The organism is Paenibacillus taichungensis, from assembly GCF_013359905.1.
Lineage (GTDB): Bacteria > Bacillota > Bacilli > Paenibacillales > Paenibacillaceae > Paenibacillus > Paenibacillus taichungensis.
In genome coordinates, this window is record NZ_JABMCC010000121.1 from 1,075,597 (window position 1) to 1,094,332 (window position 18,736).

Sequence of the window (18,736 nt, forward strand, 5' to 3'; positions counted from 1 at the left end):
TTTTGAATAAAAGAAGCAGATCCCTGTAAAGTAGGGACCTGCTTCTTTGTGTTATCTGGATCTATCCATAAGATCAAGACAATTTGAATCGGTTAACCAGTTGATCAAGCGCATCGGACATTTCGTTTAACTGCTTTGAGGTGTCTGTCATTTCCTGTAGAGAAGCAAGTTGTTCTTCGGTCATAGCGGATACCTCTTCCGTCGCTGATGCAGTATCTTCAACTACGGCGGATACTTCGTTAATGGACTTCATCACCGTTTCACTGCCGGATGTCAGTTGTTCTACAACAGCGGATACGTCCTGAACTTCACTGCTGAGATCATGAATATGCTGGGTAATATTTGTGAATGCATGCCCTGCATCTTCAATCGTCCGTAATCCTTCGTTGACATGGAGTGTACTTTCGTCCACAACCTGCGCTGTGTTTTGGACTCCGGAAACAACGGTTTCCAATATGCTTGTAATTTCTTTCGCTGATGTGGCACTTTGATCGGCCAGATTACGGATTTCAGAGGCAACGACAGCAAATCCACGTCCATGTTCCCCCGCACGAGCAGCTTCAATTCCTGCATTGAGAGCGAGCAGATTCGTTTGTCTTGCGATCCCTGACATGGAATCGGCAATGTTAATAACTTGATCAGACATTTCGGAGATTTCATTAATCGCTTCCTGCACTGACAAGAAGGATTGTTCAATGAACGTTATTTTCCCTACGGCATTATCGATACGCTGTTGTCCATCAACGGCAATGGATTCGGTGCGCACGGCACGTTCAGCCACGTCAGCAGTTGAAGCCGCTACTCGATTAAGTCCGATGAGCGATTGTTCCATGGCAGCGACCATGGTCTGGGTAAGGGCAACTTGTTCATCAGCACCCTCAGCGACTCGCTCCATGGCAGTGGCCACTTCTTTTCCTGCGATGTGATTGTCAGAAACGCCTTTATCCAGTCGATCAGAGGCTGTGCTCAGAATGGTGGCATTACTTTGAATGTCGAGCATCATTTGTTGCAGACCCAAGAGCATGGTATTGGCAGCTTCAGCCAAATCTCGTGTCTCGTCTTTCATCGGAGTAGCAATTCGCAAGGTCAGATCACCATTGGAGGAGCCGATATCATTCAGTGCATGTGTAACTGCACGGATGTTTCTTACAATGGACCGGGACAGGACTAAGGCAGCGATGACTGAGATTAAGGCAACAAGGACCAATGCTCCGTACAACTCCCAGTTGAGCACCTTGTTTTTCTGTTTCAGTTCTTCTGTACGGGTTTCAGTCAGAGCCAGTTCATTGGTACGGAATGTAATCAGAGATTGCCGAATTTGGTCCATATCCTGTTTACCGGGATCTGTTGTGAAAAATTGTCGGATCGAAGGTAGGTCATTGGCCTGGCGCAGCGTAACAACCGGTTCTCCTGCGATTTGAATCCAGTGTTCCATGGTCTTATGTATATCTTCCAACAGCTTCAACTGTGAGGGGTTGTCCGAGATCAAAGTAGCAAGTTGATCCTTAAGTACAACCATCTGTTCTTTTCCATGGGTATACGGATCAAGATAATTTTCCTGCCCTGTAATAACGTAGCCTCGTTGGCCTGTTTCCATATCGACCATATTCTTTTCAATCTCATAAGTCAGGGCGTGTACATTCATATCGTGATCCACGAGAAAATCCAATTCGCTTTGAAGTTTGCTGGTACTGTTCTGGATCAAAAGAATGCAACCCGCCAAAACAGCAAGTACGAGCAAATAGCCCAAACCAATCTTATAAAAAATTTTGAAGGTTCTGTGCTTTTTCATGTTTGTTATGCCTCTCCTTGGGGTATATGTATTTGTCGAAAAAACTTGGATGAGAGCTATTTTAGTTCTTTGGATGTGGTGTCTAAAGAACTATTTTCAGTATTATACTTAATGAAAGTTAAATTGTATATAGTTTGTTTAATTTAAGTATAATGTTTGTAGATTTTGTATAACGTTGATGACACAGATGTTTTACATTGCACGGTTTACACTGCCAAACGTTTATGTTTATCATGGAAGGGGAACGATTCCGAATACATATCCCAATCCGAAAGGAACATTGGACATGACAAAAGAGACGGTATTACGTAAACCGGAAGCAATGATTTTTGATATGGATGGTACTTTGTTTCAGACGGAAACACTGTTGTTGCCAGCCTATCATCAGTTGTTTGATACATTGCGGGCTGAAGGGCATTTTGAGGGAGAGACTCCTCCTGAAGAACGAATGCTGGGAAGCCTGGGGATGTTGCTAGAAGATATATGGAAAGTGGTTATGCCTGAAGCTTCAGTTGCGGCCCATCGACGTGCAGATGAACTGCTGCTTCAGTTGGAGATTGAAGGGCTGGATGGGGGAAGCTCGCAGCTGTACCCACATGTAAAAGAGACGCTGGAAGCACTGAAAGAACAAGGTGTGCGGTTGTTTGTCGCCAGCAACGGGCTGGAGGACTATGTTAAAGGTGTGGCCTTTGCCCATGAGATCATGCCGCTCTTTGAAGGTGTTTATAGTGCAGGACAGTACAAGACCCCTTCCAAAGTTAACTTGGTTCAGATTCTGCTTGAGAAGCATCGGATTCAGGATGCATGGATGGTCGGGGACCGCTCTTCGGATGTGGAAGCAGGTAAAATGAACAAACAGACCGTCATCGGCTGTGCTTATGCAGGGTTCGGACGAGATGAAGAACTTGCAGGATCAGATGTACTAATCTCTGATTTTACGGAACTGCTTCGTTTATATCGGGAAGCAGAATAGAAAAAAATGACCACCCTAAATCCATTCGGATGTTGGATGGTCATTTTTTTGGTTCAAGGAGAAGTTGGTTCACTACTAATGAAGTCTGACGGTCATAACCGGGATCTTCTGGTCCTTTTGAGGGTGGCAGACTTACCTTTTACGCGTTTGACTGGTTTGGTTACCTTTACGCCACGAGGGGGACGATTCGCACTTGGATGGTTGTGGTACACCCATAGAGCGTACTCCAGTGGTTGAGTGATTGCCTTGGAATAAGTATCTTTCTCTCCAATGCGGGCAAATACTTCACGTGCAGGTTTTGGATTCACTTCGAGCAGATAGATACGTCCACTCTTGTCAATCGCCAGATCCAGAGCCAACTCACACAAGGTGCCATAGGTACTCTCCAGAAATGAAGCAACGTCAATCCCGAATTTCTCGGCAGTGGTGTTGATCTCAGCCCGTTCCTTCTCATCAGTAATCCACTGTTTCATCAATTTGTGCATCGCAATGGCCTGGCCACCGCCATGCAGATTAGAGGTAACACTTTTCTCCGCACCCATACGTCCAGCGCATCCAGTTAATTCCCACTGCCCTTCACCATTCTTCTGGACCAGCATTCGATAATCATGAACCCGGCCATTCGGAAGCTGAAGCTGAATGCCCTGTTGAACGAGGTATTTATCTTTCATATTCCAATGCTGTAGCAGTGAACCCAAGCGTGACAGATGGACTTTACGTGGGGTGATGATCCGTCGCTTCTGGTCCCGTCCCTGTACAAGAACCGTATTGGCCTCGCTGCCACTGCGTTCGATGCGAAGAATTCCGCGCCCTCCGGTTCCATTGATGGGTTTCAGATAGATGAGGGAGGAGGCTTTCAGCATACGATTCACATCGGACATATCCTGAAACAGAACGGTATCTGGCAGATGTTCACGGAAGGCTGATTTGGCCGAGAGCGTTTGATGAATGGTCCATTTATTGCGCAGAGGACGGTTTAGAAAAAGCAGATGTCCATACTTTTCCCGAAAGGCAAGCAGTTGCTGGAATCTGCGATTGCGCTGTATACGGCAGCGATCGAAGATCATGTCCGGGAATGAACGCCATTCCCGGGACCAGCCTTTTTCCGAATGAAAGACCATAGCCTCAATCTGTTTGCCTCCTGAGTGTACATCGGCAGGTGTGAACACATAGATATCGAGTCCCCGCTTGCGCCCTTCAAGGATCATTCTGCGGTATATGCTCCGTTCTTCCAGAGCGCGATGTTCATTTAAGTACAACGTCATAATGCCCAGAACAGGTGAGGACACAAACAATCACCTTCTTTTGCTGTTATTCCTGTTCATCATCGTTTCGATTGGCGGGCAAGGTAGGCGCTGTACTGAAAAATGCGTTCCAATGACCTGCGTCGAATCTGCGGTTCATCGAACTTCATCGGCTTCGCATTCGCTTCAAAGAACCAGATCTCGCCCAGATCGTCAATGCCCAGGTCCATGGACATTTCACCAAGCGTATGCCCTGAACCTCGTTCCACTTGACGCGCGATCAACAATGAAGTGGATTTCACCCGCTTCATCAATGTATTCGACATTTCTTCTCCGAAAAGGTCGGTAAGCAGCTTTTCAGGGTCCTCTACACTACCGCCACGCGGCACATGGGTCGTAATGCTTCGAGAGCCGGCGAGCCGGGCCCCGACCCCTGTTACGCTCCACTGTCCTTTACCGTTTTTCTGCACAAGTACACGTAGATCGAATGGACGCTTCCGGGACGAAGCCAGCTCAATACCCTGTTGCATGATATAAGGCGTGTGTCCGGTCTCCTTACGAATTCTTGCCCATAATTTGGAAAGGGTAGCGGCTTTGTACGTTGTGCTTTTTCGGGTACTCTGTATTTTAAGCCGGTAAGGGAGACGTTCTTTTTCCTGAAACTTGAGCATCATGATTCCTTTGCCGGCTTTGCCGCTTTCTGGTTTCAGATACAGATAAGGATACGATCGAAGGACCGTCCCCAAAGCGGTTGCTGTTCGCATTCGGCGAGTATAGGGAATCAGCTGCTGGGTAGACTTGGATTTCTTGAGCCATTCGAACAAATTCCATTTATTGAAGAAAAACGGGTTGTATAGTTCGATTCCGGAATGCATGCACTCTTCAATTTTTCGCTGTACTGAAGGTTTGCGTTCATCTTCCCGATTGGGAATCCGATTGTAGAGTACATGGGGAAGGGGGAAGGACTGTGAAGTCCATCTCCCAATCCCATTGTTGTACGTGTACCCTTTCACAGTGGGGCCGCTCACATTTAAATCTCGTACAGTCACGACGTACACCACATATCCCATATTTTCGCCCGTTTGTACAATATCTAAGAAGTTTTGCTGGTTTCCTCTGAACATCCGACGATCATCATGCATGGTCAAGACAGCAATAACGGGTCTAAAATCATCCTGCAAGCTCATCAAATGCCGTCTTTCTTCCGGAATTTGCTCAAATACAGGCAATGTTCCAGGATGTGCTCCACCGATGATTTTCCTTCCAGCCGCAGCGAAGGGTGACGGAAAATGGAGCGGCCGGGTTTGGCGTTCGCTTCGAACATCCATACATGTTCCTCCTGATCAATGCCCAGATCAAAGCCAATCTCACCAATTAGATGCTGGTGCTGGGTTTCAATCGCCTGGGCCAGTGTTATTGCGACAGATTTGGCATGCTGAAGCACTTCTCCAGAGCGGTCACCAAAGTTCCGCTTGAGAGCCTGCTCGGGTGTCATCAGGGAGCCGCCGTTTTTAATATGGGTGGTTACACTGCCGCGACCAGCTTTTTTGGCGCCGATGCCAACGACGACCCATTGGTTGTTTCCATTTTTATGCATGTGAAAACGAAAATCAATCGGACATTCGTCAATCTCAATGAGCCGGATACCCTGTTGAACGACATAACCGCGAAGTTGTTTGCCGTGTCTGCCTTGAAGCATGCGCATCAGGCTGTTGAATGAACCAAAACGAAGCAGGGCGTTGCCGCCTTTTTTACGATAACGGGCGAAATATCCACGTTTGGGCGAATAGGTCAATCGATAGATCCCGTTGCCCAGACTTCCTGCTGTTGGTTTGTAATAGACAAACTGATGGCGTTCCAGCATTTCTTTCATCTGTTCTACCGTCGGGTTGGTGATGGATTCAGGAATATAACGTCCTGCCGCCGGGTCGTTCTCCAGCAGTTTATAAATATCTGACTTGTTGAAGAAACTCCAATTGAAGAAAGGGATCTTGCGTCGGATAAATCGCTCCCGCAGCTGGTTGATCGCCGGTGAGAAGTCAGAGCGACGGCTGGGTAATCGGTTATACACGACATCGGGCAGAGGTACGGTTTTGCGGCTGAAGCTTCCATTGTCGTTAAGGAAAAAACCGGACACTGTTTCGTTCTGCCAGTTGATATCTCTTGGAGTGAACGCATAAATATAGGATTTACGGCTGCCTTCTCGGAGCAGTTGTTTGATAAAACCGGTACGGGAACCAAACGGGTTGGAGCCAGACGAAGGTCCGTCAGACAGCACGCCGATCAGTGGACCCAACTGGACTTCATCGTTCTGCAAGTTGCGGAGGTAGATGCTGCCCCGTTTCGGAACGTTCATCAGATTACGTATACCCGAAGCGAGATAAAGATGTTTGCCAGCCTTTTTGATTGGTTTGATGGTTGCGGGCACCCGGTCACGGCCAAACCGCAGATGAATCGTTTTTTTGCCGGATAGATTTAGGCTTTTCATTAATGCGTTGGATACATAAACCACTTTATCCGGCTGCTGTGTGAAATGCAGATTGCAAAAGGTCAAACTCATGATTTATCCTCCTATCCTGAAAAGATCCTTCGGCTCCATGGCAAGCGGGGCGCTGCGTGCCTCAACCGCCGTGAATCGGGATGGGTTTCAGGCCAGCTGTGCTGGATGTATTCGGCATTTTCGTTGTACGCTTCACGTCCGTGAGAACATGTTGTTGCAGCAAATAACGGGCATAGGCAAGCGGCCGGGCGTAGGTCAGACTGTGCATACGGGGGTCACCCGCCTCTGCGAATGAGGAGCGTCCCGGCCTGGAGTTCACTTCAAGCAGCCAAAGGCGACCATCAACATCTGCTCCAAAATCAAGGCCCAGTTCGGCCAGTCTGCCAAATCGGCCCTCCAACAGGGTAGGGATGCGGGCAGCAGCCTGCCTGATCGTCTCGAGCAGAGCGTTGGATTGCTTGCTCCCATATCGTTCCAGTAGATAAGGATGCACGGGGTATGCTTTTCCCCCTCCATGCAAATTGGAAGTGAGTGAGCCAGCCGGTCCTTCCCGTACCATACATCCGGTTAGAGACCAGTGTCCTCGCCCATTTTTTTGCACCAAGGCCCTAATGTCGAACGGTCGTTCATGATGACTTAGTTCCAGGTAAGGCTGTAAGATCATCTTTTTACTGGCCTTGTGTGAATCCAGCCAGGCAGAGACATCCTGGCGATGCTCAAATGTACGGTGTATCAATTCATTGCGAGTATTTCTGCCCTCCATAATCCAGGAGGTGTGGCGATCTTCACGATAGAGGCGAAACGTATCCTTACCATGGGTGCCCGATACAGGTTTAAAGAAAATACCTTTCGGCCAGCGCTCCAGCCATTGCTCCCATAGGGTATCCGACTTAAGAAGTGTCGTAGGCGCAAGAAGAGCACGAAGTCTTATATCAGTAGACAAGGCGCGATATACCTTCCATTTACCAGGTAAAGAAGCAGACCAGTAACGGGCAGGGTGTCCGTTTCCTGAGGATGCTAGCTGCTGAAGCTGTTGTTTGAATGTTCTGGGAAGTGGCAGTAGACAGCGGTCCATGATCAGGTCTACAGCAGGAAGAGGCACGATGTTCCATTCACCTCTGTCGAATACATAGCCCTGCGTGAGACGAGACACGCTAGGGTTATTCGATACGGCCAGCACAATGATATTTAGGCCGTAACGATGGCTTTCCAAACTGAGACGACGACAGAAGAGTTCATCTACGAAAGGAGGCGAGCCTTCTGTTGCCCGAACCAGGATAGCAACTGTGTTTGTCTGATGTTGCAGGAACATTCCGCTGCACCTCCTCTAATGGATGACTCTTCAGAATCCGGCCAGATAGGTGGAGTATTCCAGCATCGCTTTGACCGAAGGCCGGATTTTACTCTCGCTAAGTGGCGTGTTATCGTTCTTGGATGGTTTGGAGTTCACTTCAAGAAGCCAGACCCTTCCATTGGTGTCCAAGGCCAAATCGATGCCGAGTTCGCCGAAATGAGCGGGGATGGCACCTTCAATGCCTTTGGCGATATCCAGCGCCGCCGTATGCAATCCTGCATAAGCAGAAGCTTTGGCTGATCCGGACAATTGGGTTTTGGCTACAGCTTCCTTGACGGTGCTGAGACTTCCACCTCGTGCCAAGTTGGATACATAGTGACTGCCGCCTGCAATACGTGCGACGATGGAAGTGACACTCCATTTGCCCGTACGGTTTTTTTGCACAAGCGCACGGAAGTCTACGGGTCTGCCGCTGTTATCAATCAGGGAAAGACCCTGTTGGATCTGGTAGCGCGTTGTTTTCATTTTCCCGGACAGACTGGCATACAGTTTATCCAGTGAAGCATACGTTTGTTTTCGGGTACCCCCAACGCTTGTAGCGAGGGTGAGGAAGCTGCCGTCGCTTTGACGGGAGACCCGGATGATACCTTTGCCAAGCGACCCACGAACCGGTTTCAGAAAGACAACCGGATATCGATTGCACATCGTTTTGAGTGTGGCGGAAGCTTTGAGCAAATGGGATTCGGGTAGCACTTTCTTCAGTGTTGAAATGGACTTCAAGGCATCGAATACTTCATTTTTGTCCAGAAACTTTTCATTGAAGGTTTGTGTACCGTAGAGCGATTTTACTTCTTTCATAAAATGCTGTACGCTAGGTTTGTTCTCAAGCTTACGGGACGTCAGCCGGTTATTGACGACGTCTGCTATAGGCAGAACGGTCTTTTTCCAGCCGTCATCATACACCCAGCCTTTCATATAACCCGTTACCGCTCCAATATCCTCCGGTGTGAAAAAGGATACATAGGCGCCCTGCTTCCGGCAGGCGTTCACCAGTTCTTGACAGAACATCGTGATGGAGCCAAAGGGCCGATCGGGCTGATCGGGGTAATCCTGGCTAACTAATACACTGATGTAAGGTCCGAGGCGCAGCGTGCGGCTGGCTGAACGATAAGATATCCTCAGGACCGAACGGGGAACAAGGCCGGTCTTGCTGGCTACCGTCTGATTGATGCGCAGACCGTCATACCTAGGAACAGGGATGACAGTGACCTCACGGCGGAAAGAGCCGAATTGTAACTGAAGCGGTCGGCCTGAAGGGATTTTAAGTGCTTTGAGCACCCCTTCGCCCAGCATGATGACGTCGTCCTGCAGGATGCCCGAGCCGGTAACCTGAATCGTTACTTTTTTAGTGGACATCACGGATCTCCTTCCGGGCGGCAACTTGATGTCTGATCTCGAAGTTGAACGGCATCTGAACATGGCATGTGCTTCATCATATGAGGACATATAACCCTTGGTGATTGACCCATTTGGATTAAATGCATTTGATGCCCGATAGGTAATGGATGGCATGTTTCCGCAATCTTTGTTTGACGGAAGTGAAATACGTGTATTAACACGGGTGAACGTTGCGATGAGAATGCGAATGAATACGAATGGATAACAGAAGAACAACCCAATTTGAGGAGGAATTATAGTGAACATTTATGACAAAGCCAATGATTTGGCCAAAGCACTGAGAGAAAGCAGCGAGGTGGAAGAAATTACTTCTGCGATGAAGCTGATTGAAGCAGACCCGGAAGCAAAGGCTATGCTGGATAATTTCCGTGATCAACAGATGGAATTGCAACAACGTATGATGAGTGGGGATATGCCTGCACCGGACGAAATGGAGAAAATGGAGAAACTGTTTGAGGTACTGAGCCTGAACCTGAATATCCGTCGTCTGTTTGACGCTGAACGTCGCCTGAGTGTTATTATCGAAGACGTGAACAAAATTATTGCAGACAGCCTGGGTCATCTGTACGGTGGCGCTGAAGCCTAAACCGAAAACCTTGTCCCGTTTTTTTGCCTGAACCTCTCATATTAGCTCCTTATCGTTCATAGACTAGACATATAGAGTCGATCAAGAACGAAGGAGCTGTGAATGGTGAAAAGGTTGAAGAAAGCAAAACATGTGATCTATCTGCTTATCGCGTTGTCGATGCTAGTCATTGCGTTGCCGCGGATTTCCTTTGCTGGGGGAATGGACTGGGTTAATATTTTTGGCATCGTATGGGTGCTGTTCTCCTTATTAATCATTGGTGCACATCTACATTTTATTCTCGGTGTGGATGAAGAGAAGAAGCGTGCACTGGAAGCTGTTCGGCGAGCGAAGTTGCGGCAGTGGGAGATGAAACTGGTGGACAAGCAGGAGCAGAGCAAATCTGTATAAGGTTTGGAACACAGATGACATGGTGATAGAGATGGTTCTATCTGTCTAAGTAAGGCCGGATTCCCTTTGGTATGAAAGGGACCGGTCTTTTTTTTATACCCGTAATTAGCTGTTCCGATTATTCAGATCAATGTAGCGTGGATCTTTAGGAGAATGGTGCGTAGAATGGGGTTATTTTCCTAAGGTCGTGTTATAATAGATACAGAATAGTACAGATGCATCTTCGGGGGTGGTACAGATGGACGGACAGGAAGAAAACGTGACGAAGCACGAACAATTGCTTCAACATATTGAACAACTGAAGGTAGGCAGCAAAATATCGGTGCGTGGACTGGCGCGGGAATTGGGCGTAAGCGAAGGAACAGCGTACCGTGCAGTAAAAGAGGCAGAGAACTTCGGCCTGGTCGTGACCAAGGAACGAATTGGAACAGTGCGGATCGAGAAAAGACCTCGCGGTATGACCGAGCAGCTGACTTTTGCCGATGTGGTAACCATCGTCGAAGGTCATGTGCTGGGTGGAAGTGACGGTCTGGCCAAACCGCTTCACAAGTACGTGATCGGTGCGATGAAAGAGCAGGCCATGGCCCGATACATTGACGCGGGAAGCCTGTTGATTGTTGGTAACCGGGACAATGCACATTCCCTCGCACTCGAACAGGGCGCAGGTGTATTAATTACAGGTGGCTTCGGTACAAGCCGTGAAGTGAGAGTGATGGCTGATGAGTTGGGTCTTCCCATCATTTCCTCCAGACATGACACGTTTACAGTAGCTTCAATGATTAACCGTGCGATCTTCGATCGACTGATTAAGAAAAAGATTATGTTGGTGGAGGACATTATCGGTCAAAAGCCACGTCTTCAGGTGCTAAAGGTGACCAGTTCAGCCGCGGATTTTCATCTGCTGGTCTCCGAAACGGGAGAGCATCGCTTTCCGGTAGTAGATGAATGGAACCGGGTTATCGGTATCGTAAGTCTCAAAGATGTGAGCGAGTTAAAAGAGGATCAGAGTATTGAGAAGTGTGTCGTACGTCGCCCAATCACAGCCTCGCTGCAAACCTCACTGGCTTCGGCTGCACAGATCATGACCTGGGAGGGTATTGACTTCCTACCAATTGTGGATCGGAATCGTAAACTGATTGCATCCGTCACACGTAAGGAAGTGCTGCAGGCGATGCGTGATGCACAGAAGCAGCCACAGCTTGGAGAGACGTTTGATCATCTGATCTGGAACGGGTTTGCGGAAGAGCGCGGAGAGCAGAACGAATTGTTTTTCCACGGATTCATCATTCCACAGATGGCGACAGACCTCGGTACGATCTCGGAAGGTGTTCTGTTGAATGTGATGACACAGGCGGGACGGCGTGCCGCATGGGACGTTACAGGTAACGACCATGTGGTGGATAATGTAACAACGTATTTTGTTCGTCCGGTACAGATTGAAGATCAGATTCTGGTTCGTCCCATTATTTTGGAGACAAGTCGCCGGACCTGCAAAATGGATATTGTCATTTCCCGTGATGGGAATGTTGTATGCAAAGCGGTGATGACCCTGCAATCCATCGACCATGCCTAGAAAAGCGAGAAATCCTGGATTTGAAAAATATTATAAGTTCAGAAAAAAGAGAGTATCCTCTTATCGAAATAGCGCACTGTACCCGAAATCAACGTGGCTCAGGCTTGTTCGATAGATGAGGATACTCTTTTTTTGGTAAAACGTAATGACATCGTGCTAATGCATCAGGCAGATTGTCCGGATGTCTTGCCAGTTGCACCGTCTGCATGCTGCTGAAGACGGGCATAGTAACTGCGGTTACGTAAACCGGCGAACAGGTTGTACGCTCCCATAATTAGAAATAGCGCTTCCACAACGACGGATAGCGTAGAACCGGTAAACACAAACATCAGGATGAGGGAAAGAATAATCAGCATGCTACCCATCCAGACGTTGGTCCATGAGCGATAAAGACCTGTCGCGATGGGATCAGTGGTTCTGCGGGAACGAATGCTGTTCAGAGCTGAACAGACCATGGCCAGGGCAAAGAAGGCGATTAGGACATATTTGAGTACATCGATGAACACAAAGACGCAGCTCCTTTTCTGGAAAGCATTTACTGCCCTTATTGTACCATGCAGGCAGAGGGCAAGGGCAGTTTTTTTCCGGGGCTATCATCTATTTCTAAGCCGGAACGTGCATCCGAATCTGTACCCAAACTTGCAGCACACCTTCCATCACCAGCATTGTTTTCACCTGAACGGTATATTCCTTTTCTCTGACCGTGTACACTTTTTGGTTCAGCATGATGCGCGTCATTTTGCTGTACTCATCGATGTTGAATACGTCGCGGCCCCGGAGCACCTCAAGTTCATCGCCCAGTTTCTGTAACATCACTTTCAGGGAGGCCTCGTCCGGACCTTTGTCAGAATCTTCTGCACGGACCTTGATTTCCTTAATGACGGTTTGGCGTTTACTGTATTTTTTCAGCGTTTTAATATCCTCCTCATTCTGATGCAGCTGAAGCTGCAACTCCTGATTGTTGAGCCACAACTCGTTGTAACTCAAGTGAAATACACCGTTGTACACGACACAACCGGCGATCATTCCCAGAACAAAGACAGCAGTCATGCGCATAAGCGGGCGGTAACGTGCAAAAGGCGGGATTCTCATGGGCGCTGTTCTGGAGTCATGCTAACCCCGTCCTCCACCACATACCCATTTCACCAGTTCGGTGCCCATGTGGGCGCCCATAAATGCGGATATTAAATACAAAATTTGTTTGACTGCCGGAGACAGATTGCCGTCCAGCACGTTGCTTTCGATCACCCGCATCGGATCGATTGTACCGCCAACGGCCGCCGCGAGCGCCCAAATTTTTATTTTCCCAGCGACGTCAAGCATCGTCTGTGTCGGAGGCTGGAGAGAGACCACCGCTCCAATACCTCCAATCATCGCGCCGCCCAGCACGATCCCAAACGCAATGAAGAAATCAAGAATAGCTTTGGACAAAAATGTGCTCATCCGGCAACACCCCTTTCAGACCCAGCAGCACACCTCCTGTCTTCGGTCCGTAACAGGGGGAGCGGCTTGTACTTCTATTGTATGGGCGTGCCCCCGAACGTTATGATAAAATAGAATAATAAAACACTCTTCAATAGGATGAATCCTTATATTTTCATTCATTTCATTAATAGAGCATTTTACATGAAAACAGAAAGCAACTTTCGGTCTGAACCGAAGGATGAAAAATACGGATAGAAGAAGATAGTGCTGTAACCTGATTCAAGAAGGTTGCTGCGACTATCCATGGCGAAAGGAAGAAAAAAACATGAGTTCTTTTGTGCATTTGCACGTTCACAGTGAATATAGTTTGCTGGACGGCGCTGCGCGTATACCGGATCTCGTGAATAAAGCCGCGGATCTCGGAATGACTACGCTGGCATTGACCGACCACGGTGTAATGTATGGTGCTATTCCTTTCTATAAAGCATGCGTCGAGCGGGGAATTAAGCCGATCATTGGATGTGAGGCTTATATGACTGCCGGGTCTCGCAAAGAGCGGGGAAGCCGGAAGGATCAGCCGATCCATCATCTGATTTTACTGGCCAAAAATATGACGGGTTATCGCAATCTGATGAAACTATGCTCCATCGGTCATTTGGAAGGCTTCCATTACAAACCACGTATTGATATGGAGAGTCTGGCTGCTCATCACGAGGGTATCATCTGTTTAAGTGCTTGTCTGGGAGGCGAGGTTCCCCAGCATTTGCTGCATGGACGCGAGGAAGAGGCGAAGCGTGCGGCGCTGCGTTACAAACATATTTTTGGTGCCGATTTCTATCTGGAACTGCAGGATCACGGGCTATCTGAGCAAAAAAGAGTGAACCCCCAACTGATCCGTCTGGCAGCAGAGCTTGATATTCCACTGGTGGCGACCAATGATGCGCACTATCTGTCCGAAGAGGACGCCGAGCTTCAGGATGTGTTGATCTGCATCGGAACAGGGAAAACGGTAGATGACGAGAATCGGCTGCGCATCGGAACCAATCAGCTCTATCTTAAGAGTGAAAAAGAAATGGCGCGTTTGTTCCCCCATGTGCCCGAGGCTTTGACGAATACGGTTCGCATCGCGGAGTCGTGTGAGTTGCAGCTGGAGTTCGGTAAATCCATTTTGCCGGAATATAGACCGCTTCCTGAAGGGAAAACTCCTTCTGCCTATCTGCGTCAGTTGTGCGAAGAGGGAATGGAAGAGCGCTATAGTGAATCATCACGTTGGATGGATACGGAGCTCAGAGTCGAACTTGAACAGCGGCTGGATTATGAGCTCCGGGTTATAGACAGTATGGGATTCTCGGATTATTTCCTGATCGTATGGGATTTTATCGCCTATTCTCACCAGCAGGGAATTGTCACCGGACCGGGTCGTGGCTCCTCGGCGGGTAGTCTGGTTGCCTACACCTTGCGTATTACAGACGTTGATCCCATGAAATATAACCTGCTCTTCGAGCGGTTTTTGAATCCGGAGAGGATCTCCATGCCGGATATTGATATCGACTTCAGCGATGAACGTCGGGACGAAGTCATTGAGTATGTTGCGAAAAAATACGGTAAAGCCCATGTCGCCCAAATTATTACCTTTGGTACGATGGCTGCCCGTGCTGCTGTTCGGGACGTTGGACGTGCACTGAATGTGCCTTACGGCGAGGTGGACAAGGCAGCGAAGCTGATTCCTGCACAGCTTGGTATTAACATTCAGCGGGCAATGGAAGCCACCCCTGAACTGAAGGCTTTGTATGAGACCAAGCCGAAAACACGTGAATTGCTCGATATGGCTATGAAGGTGGAAGGCATGCCTCGTCATGCTTCCACGCATGCGGCGGGGGTTGTCATCTCCCGTGATCCGCTGACGGATGCTGTTCCGCTTCAGGAGGGCAGTGAGGGAACGGCCCTAACGCAGTATTCCATGGAAAACCTGGAGTCTATTGGACTGCTCAAAATGGACTTCCTCGGTCTGCGTACCCTTTCAATTATTGAACGATGTCTGCGCTGGATTGGTGAAAATGGCGAAATTCCGGATTTTCGTCATATTCCGGACGATGATGCACTCACGTATGAGATGCTTGGTCGAGGTGACACGATGGGTATATTCCAGCTCGAATCCGCAGGAGTGCGTCGTGTCCTGAAGGAGCTGAAGCCGAGTGTATTTGAAGATATTATTTCCGTACTGGCCTTGTATCGTCCGGGCCCGATGGAGTTCATATCCAAATACATTCAGGGCAAACACGGACAGATCGAAGTGGATTATCCACATGCGGATTTGGAGTCCATTCTCAAGGATACGTATGGCATCATTGTATATCAGGAACAAATTATGCAGATTGCTTCCCGGATGGCAGGCTTCTCTCTTGGTGAAGCGGATTTGCTCCGTAGAGCGGTTTCCAAGAAGAAACGGGAAGTACTGGATCTCGAACGTGGGCATTTTGTTCAGGGCAGTCTTAAGCAAGGATACACTGAAGCGGAGGCAGACCTGGTCTATGACATGATCGTCAAGTTTGCCAACTATGGTTTCCCGCGTGCTCATGCCGCTGCGTATGGCGTGCTTGCTTTCCAGACGGCTTATCTGAAAGCACATTATCCCATTCATTTTATGGCATCCATGTTAACAGCCGTTATGGGCAGTCACCGTAAAGTAGCGGAGTACGTTGTGGAATGCAGACGCATGAATATTGAAGTGCTTCCACCGGATGTGAATGAGAGCGGCATTCTGTTTACACCTGTGCTTGCATCATCTAGCAGAATTAGTGCTGGACAAGCGGCAGAAACCCAACGTTTAGGGGGAGAAAGTGGTGAGAACGGTACAGCAGGTTCTACGGTGGAACGTGCTGTACATGATGATCATTATTCCGGACAAGCAGAGTACGGTGAAGCACCTCTGCCGGATGACCCGGGTCCCGAACCAGACGAAGACGGTAGTGGTGCATATGAGTGGCAGGCAGCGACGACAGTGCAAGAGCAGTCCGAAGATCGAAATAATTCTGGCGTAGTGACTGTTTCTACAGCAGAACGCCTGCATGGGACTGGGGAAGAGGAGTCCTCGCATTCCGAACAGCATGGAATGTCCGCTGTACAGGAGAAAGATGGATTGTCGAATCAGAACTCTGATGCAGATACAGCAACCGGGGCGATACGTTTTGGTCTGGCTGCGGTGAAAAATGTAGGTACCCAGGCGATGGAGAGTATCATGATTGTACGGCAGGAAAGACCGTTCGACAGCCTGCTCGATTTTTGTCGTCGCGTCGATTTGCGTGTATGCAACAAACGTGTAATTGAATCGCTTATTCAGGCGGGAGCCTTTGACACATTGCCTGGGCACCGTGCCCAATTACTGGCGATGCTGGATGAGACCGTGGAAGCCGCTCTGAAATGGCGCAAGGAACGCGAGGATCTGCAAATTCAATTGTTTGATTTTGTCGAGACGCCGAACTGGGAGATTGAATATCCCGAAATTCCGCCTTATTCCGGGAGCCAGCAGTTGGAGCTGGAGCGTGAGCTGTTAGGTTTGTATCTGTCTGGTCATCCACTGGATGATTACGAAGATGTGCTTGAATCCAGCGGCGCAGATCGCATTATGGAACTGACGGAAGCGGCTGACGATACGATGGCCGTCGCAGCCGGTATGGTTGTGTCTGTGAAGTCGATTACGACGAAACAGGGCAAGGCTATGGCGTTCATGGAGCTGGAAGACCAGATCGAACGCTGTGAAGTGGTTCTCTTTCCCGAAGTATGGCGGCGCAGCCAGCAGCATGTCGGGAAAGGTGAACTGCTCGTCGTGCGCGCCAAGGTGCAGCAGCAGGACGAAGGGTTCAAGCTGCTGGCTGAGGAAGTGGCGCCGTTGTCATCGGCGGCACTGGAACAGCAGCTGCGCAGCCGCGAACGGCGCGGTAAGCCCGGCAGCGGCAGTGCTTCGCGCCCGGCGGCTCCACCACGGCAGGCGGCTGGCGCGGGAGCCGGAGCACAGCGCAGCAGTGGAAGCCAAGGCCCGTCAGCGACGCACAGCGCTGCGGGTGGATCTGGAGCGGCCGATGCTAATGGGGCTGCTTCCGTGGCTCGCCGGGCTGATGAGGCCGCTGGCGGCACGGAGCAGAGTCGTGGGCCGCGAGTGATGGAGCAGCGGGTGTTCGTGAAGATCACTCCGCAGGCGGAGAATCCAGAGCTCCTCGCCCGACTGAAACAATTGCTTCAGCAGCATTCGGGTCCGGTTGCGACGGTGCTCTTCTATGAACAGCAGCAGAAGCTGCTCGCATTGAGTGATGCCTACCGGATTAAACCTTCGCCCTCTTTGTTCTCCGAGATGGAGAAGATGCTGGGTGAGGGTACGGTCAAAATAAAATAATTGGTTTTCATGCACGTAATTGTTTTCTCGATTCAAAGCTCTAACGAAACTACCGCGCCTTAACAGGCGGATGATCGTAAAACGCGAAGTTTAACGAACTTCAGTAACGTCACTCAGGTACAAAACTGCGGCACGACCTATAGAATGACGAAAAAACATCTCTGTGATTGTTAAGCCGCAGTTTTGTGAAAAATTGGAGCTAATCGCGTGCGTTGATTTCGTTTGGCCCGAATCGAATAAAACTAAAAAGGTATCCCAGGCCATGTTCATGACTTTGAGAAACCCCTCTTTTCCCAAGATGAAGCCTGTTCGGCCAAATGCCGAGCAGGTTTTTTGTATTTATTTTACCAAATTACATCAAGAATGAAGGGGAAGGAGATATTGAACACAAGCATGTAATATGTGAATCTTTTTACATAATTTAAAGGATAAGCAGACTGCCAAAGCGAATGCGCGTTTCGCATTTTTTATGAACATTTTGCGAGTTTGCCGCATACACTTGAGAACACCGAAGGACCTGGGGGTCCTCGGGGGAGCGATGCGGGAGGTCGAGATATGTCATATGAAATCGTAGAAGCCATGCTGGCCCGGCGGGGTGTACAGATTGATGCAATCGCGGAAATTGTATATCGTCTGCAAAAAGGGTACCACCCGGAACTGACTATGGATGACTGTGTCACGAGTGTAAAATCGGTACTGCAGAAACGTGAGGTGCAATATACGTTATACACAGGTATAGCCCTCGACGAGCTTGCTGAGAAACGCCTTTTGCCGCAACCTTTGCAGGCAATTATGGAGGCGGATGAATCCCTGTATGGAGTGGACGAGACTCTTGCTCTTGGCATTACCCATGTGTATGGTATGATCGGTTTAACCAGTTTTGGTTATCTGGATAAAGAAAAGATTGGTGTCATTCATGATCTGAATGAAGCAGGACCAGCTATACATGTTTTTCTGGACGACCTGGTTGCCGGGCTCGCCGCTGCTGCTTCTGCCCGAATTGCTCACAAAAATATTAAAGCCAAGAAATATCCATCGGATATCTGATTTTCTTCATTTGTGTTTTCATTCATTTGGTATCTTTTGTTTGTTCAATGGAAGGTCATCCAGG

15 protein-coding genes are annotated in these 18,736 nt (G+C 48.9%); 6 read left to right on the plus strand and 9 right to left on the minus strand.

The window, feature by feature from the left end:
• Positions 1–73 precede the first annotated feature (73 nt).
• On the minus strand, positions 74–1,792 hold the full coding sequence (locus HP548_RS32765) for a methyl-accepting chemotaxis protein (RefSeq protein ID WP_175383982.1): 1,719 nt from the start codon (positions 1,790–1,792) through the stop codon (positions 74–76).
• 286 nt (positions 1,793–2,078) lie between these two features.
• Here HP548_RS32765 and HP548_RS32770 point away from each other — a divergent pair, with 286 nt between their 5' ends.
• On the plus strand, positions 2,079–2,765 hold the full coding sequence (locus HP548_RS32770; RefSeq protein ID WP_076290130.1) for an HAD hydrolase-like protein: 687 nt from the start codon (positions 2,079–2,081) through the stop codon (positions 2,763–2,765).
• 92 nt (positions 2,766–2,857) lie between these two features.
• On the opposite strand, the gene HP548_RS32775 is transcribed toward HP548_RS32770, so the two are convergent.
• From HP548_RS32775 to HP548_RS32795, 5 genes are all read right to left on the minus strand, one after another.
• A complete protein-coding gene (locus tag HP548_RS32775; protein ID WP_076289797.1) occupies positions 2,858–4,054 on the minus strand; it encodes a YheC/YheD family endospore coat-associated protein in 1,197 nt (398 codons plus the stop codon).
• Between the two features lie 35 nt (positions 4,055–4,089).
• Complete coding sequence (locus HP548_RS32780; protein ID WP_076289796.1) at positions 4,090–5,196, minus strand: YheC/YheD family endospore coat-associated protein; 1,107 nt, start codon at positions 5,194–5,196, stop codon at positions 4,090–4,092.
• Positions 5,196–6,569, minus strand: coding sequence for a YheC/YheD family endospore coat-associated protein (locus HP548_RS32785; protein WP_064639328.1), 1,374 nt, complete (start codon positions 6,567–6,569; stop codon positions 5,196–5,198). The genes HP548_RS32780 and HP548_RS32785 overlap by 1 nt, the downstream gene beginning before the upstream one ends.
• A 61-nt stretch (positions 6,570–6,630) precedes the next feature.
• A complete protein-coding gene (locus HP548_RS32790) occupies positions 6,631–7,821 on the minus strand; it encodes a YheC/YheD family endospore coat-associated protein (RefSeq protein ID WP_175383983.1) in 1,191 nt (396 codons plus the stop codon).
• A 30-nt stretch (positions 7,822–7,851) separates the two neighbouring features.
• Positions 7,852–9,219 carry a YheC/YheD family endospore coat-associated protein gene (locus HP548_RS32795; protein WP_099854736.1) on the minus strand — a complete coding sequence of 456 codons (1,368 nt, stop codon included), beginning with the start codon at positions 9,217–9,219 and terminating at the stop codon, positions 7,852–7,854.
• Positions 9,220–9,499: 280 nt separating this feature from the next.
• Between HP548_RS32795 and HP548_RS32800 the strand changes: the two genes are divergently transcribed.
• The 3 genes from HP548_RS32800 (at position 9,500) to HP548_RS32810 (ending at position 11,810) form a co-directional block, all read left to right on the plus strand.
• Positions 9,500–9,847, plus strand: coding sequence for a YlbF family regulator (locus tag HP548_RS32800; protein WP_076289793.1), 348 nt, complete (start codon positions 9,500–9,502; stop codon positions 9,845–9,847).
• Between the two features lie 102 nt (positions 9,848–9,949).
• The gene (locus HP548_RS32805; protein WP_076289792.1) at positions 9,950–10,237 is read left to right on the plus strand and encodes a hypothetical protein; all 288 of its coding nucleotides are present in this window, start codon (positions 9,950–9,952) and stop codon (positions 10,235–10,237) included.
• 238 nt (positions 10,238–10,475) lie between these two features.
• Positions 10,476–11,810 carry a DRTGG domain-containing protein gene (locus tag HP548_RS32810; RefSeq protein ID WP_064639320.1) on the plus strand — a complete coding sequence of 445 codons (1,335 nt, stop codon included), beginning with the start codon at positions 10,476–10,478 and terminating at the stop codon, positions 11,808–11,810.
• Between the two features lie 164 nt (positions 11,811–11,974).
• Here the strand turns inward: HP548_RS32810 and HP548_RS32815 are convergent, their stop codons facing one another.
• The 3 genes from HP548_RS32815 to HP548_RS32825 all read right to left on the minus strand — a co-directional run bounded on the left by HP548_RS32815 (position 11,975) and on the right by HP548_RS32825 (position 13,253).
• Complete coding sequence (locus HP548_RS32815; protein ID WP_343054967.1) at positions 11,975–12,316, minus strand: YtpI family protein; 342 nt, start codon at positions 12,314–12,316, stop codon at positions 11,975–11,977.
• A gap of 97 nt (positions 12,317–12,413) precedes the next feature.
• Complete coding sequence (locus HP548_RS32820; RefSeq protein ID WP_076289791.1) at positions 12,414–12,902, minus strand: hypothetical protein; 489 nt, start codon at positions 12,900–12,902, stop codon at positions 12,414–12,416.
• A 21-nt stretch (positions 12,903–12,923) separates the two neighbouring features.
• Positions 12,924–13,253 carry a YtrH family sporulation protein gene (locus tag HP548_RS32825; protein WP_024629128.1) on the minus strand — a complete coding sequence of 110 codons (330 nt, stop codon included), beginning with the start codon at positions 13,251–13,253 and terminating at the stop codon, positions 12,924–12,926.
• A gap of 307 nt (positions 13,254–13,560) precedes the next feature.
• Between HP548_RS32825 and HP548_RS32830 the strand changes: the two genes are divergently transcribed.
• Positions 13,561–17,625 (plus strand): DNA polymerase III subunit alpha, encoded by a 4,065-nt coding sequence (locus HP548_RS32830; protein ID WP_175383984.1) that lies wholly within the window; start codon positions 13,561–13,563, stop codon positions 17,623–17,625.
• Between the two features lie 555 nt (positions 17,626–18,180).
• The gene (locus HP548_RS32835; RefSeq protein WP_024629130.1) at positions 18,181–18,672 is read left to right on the plus strand and encodes a phosphatidylglycerophosphatase A family protein; all 492 of its coding nucleotides are present in this window, start codon (positions 18,181–18,183) and stop codon (positions 18,670–18,672) included.
• Positions 18,673–18,736: the final 64 nt, after the last annotated feature.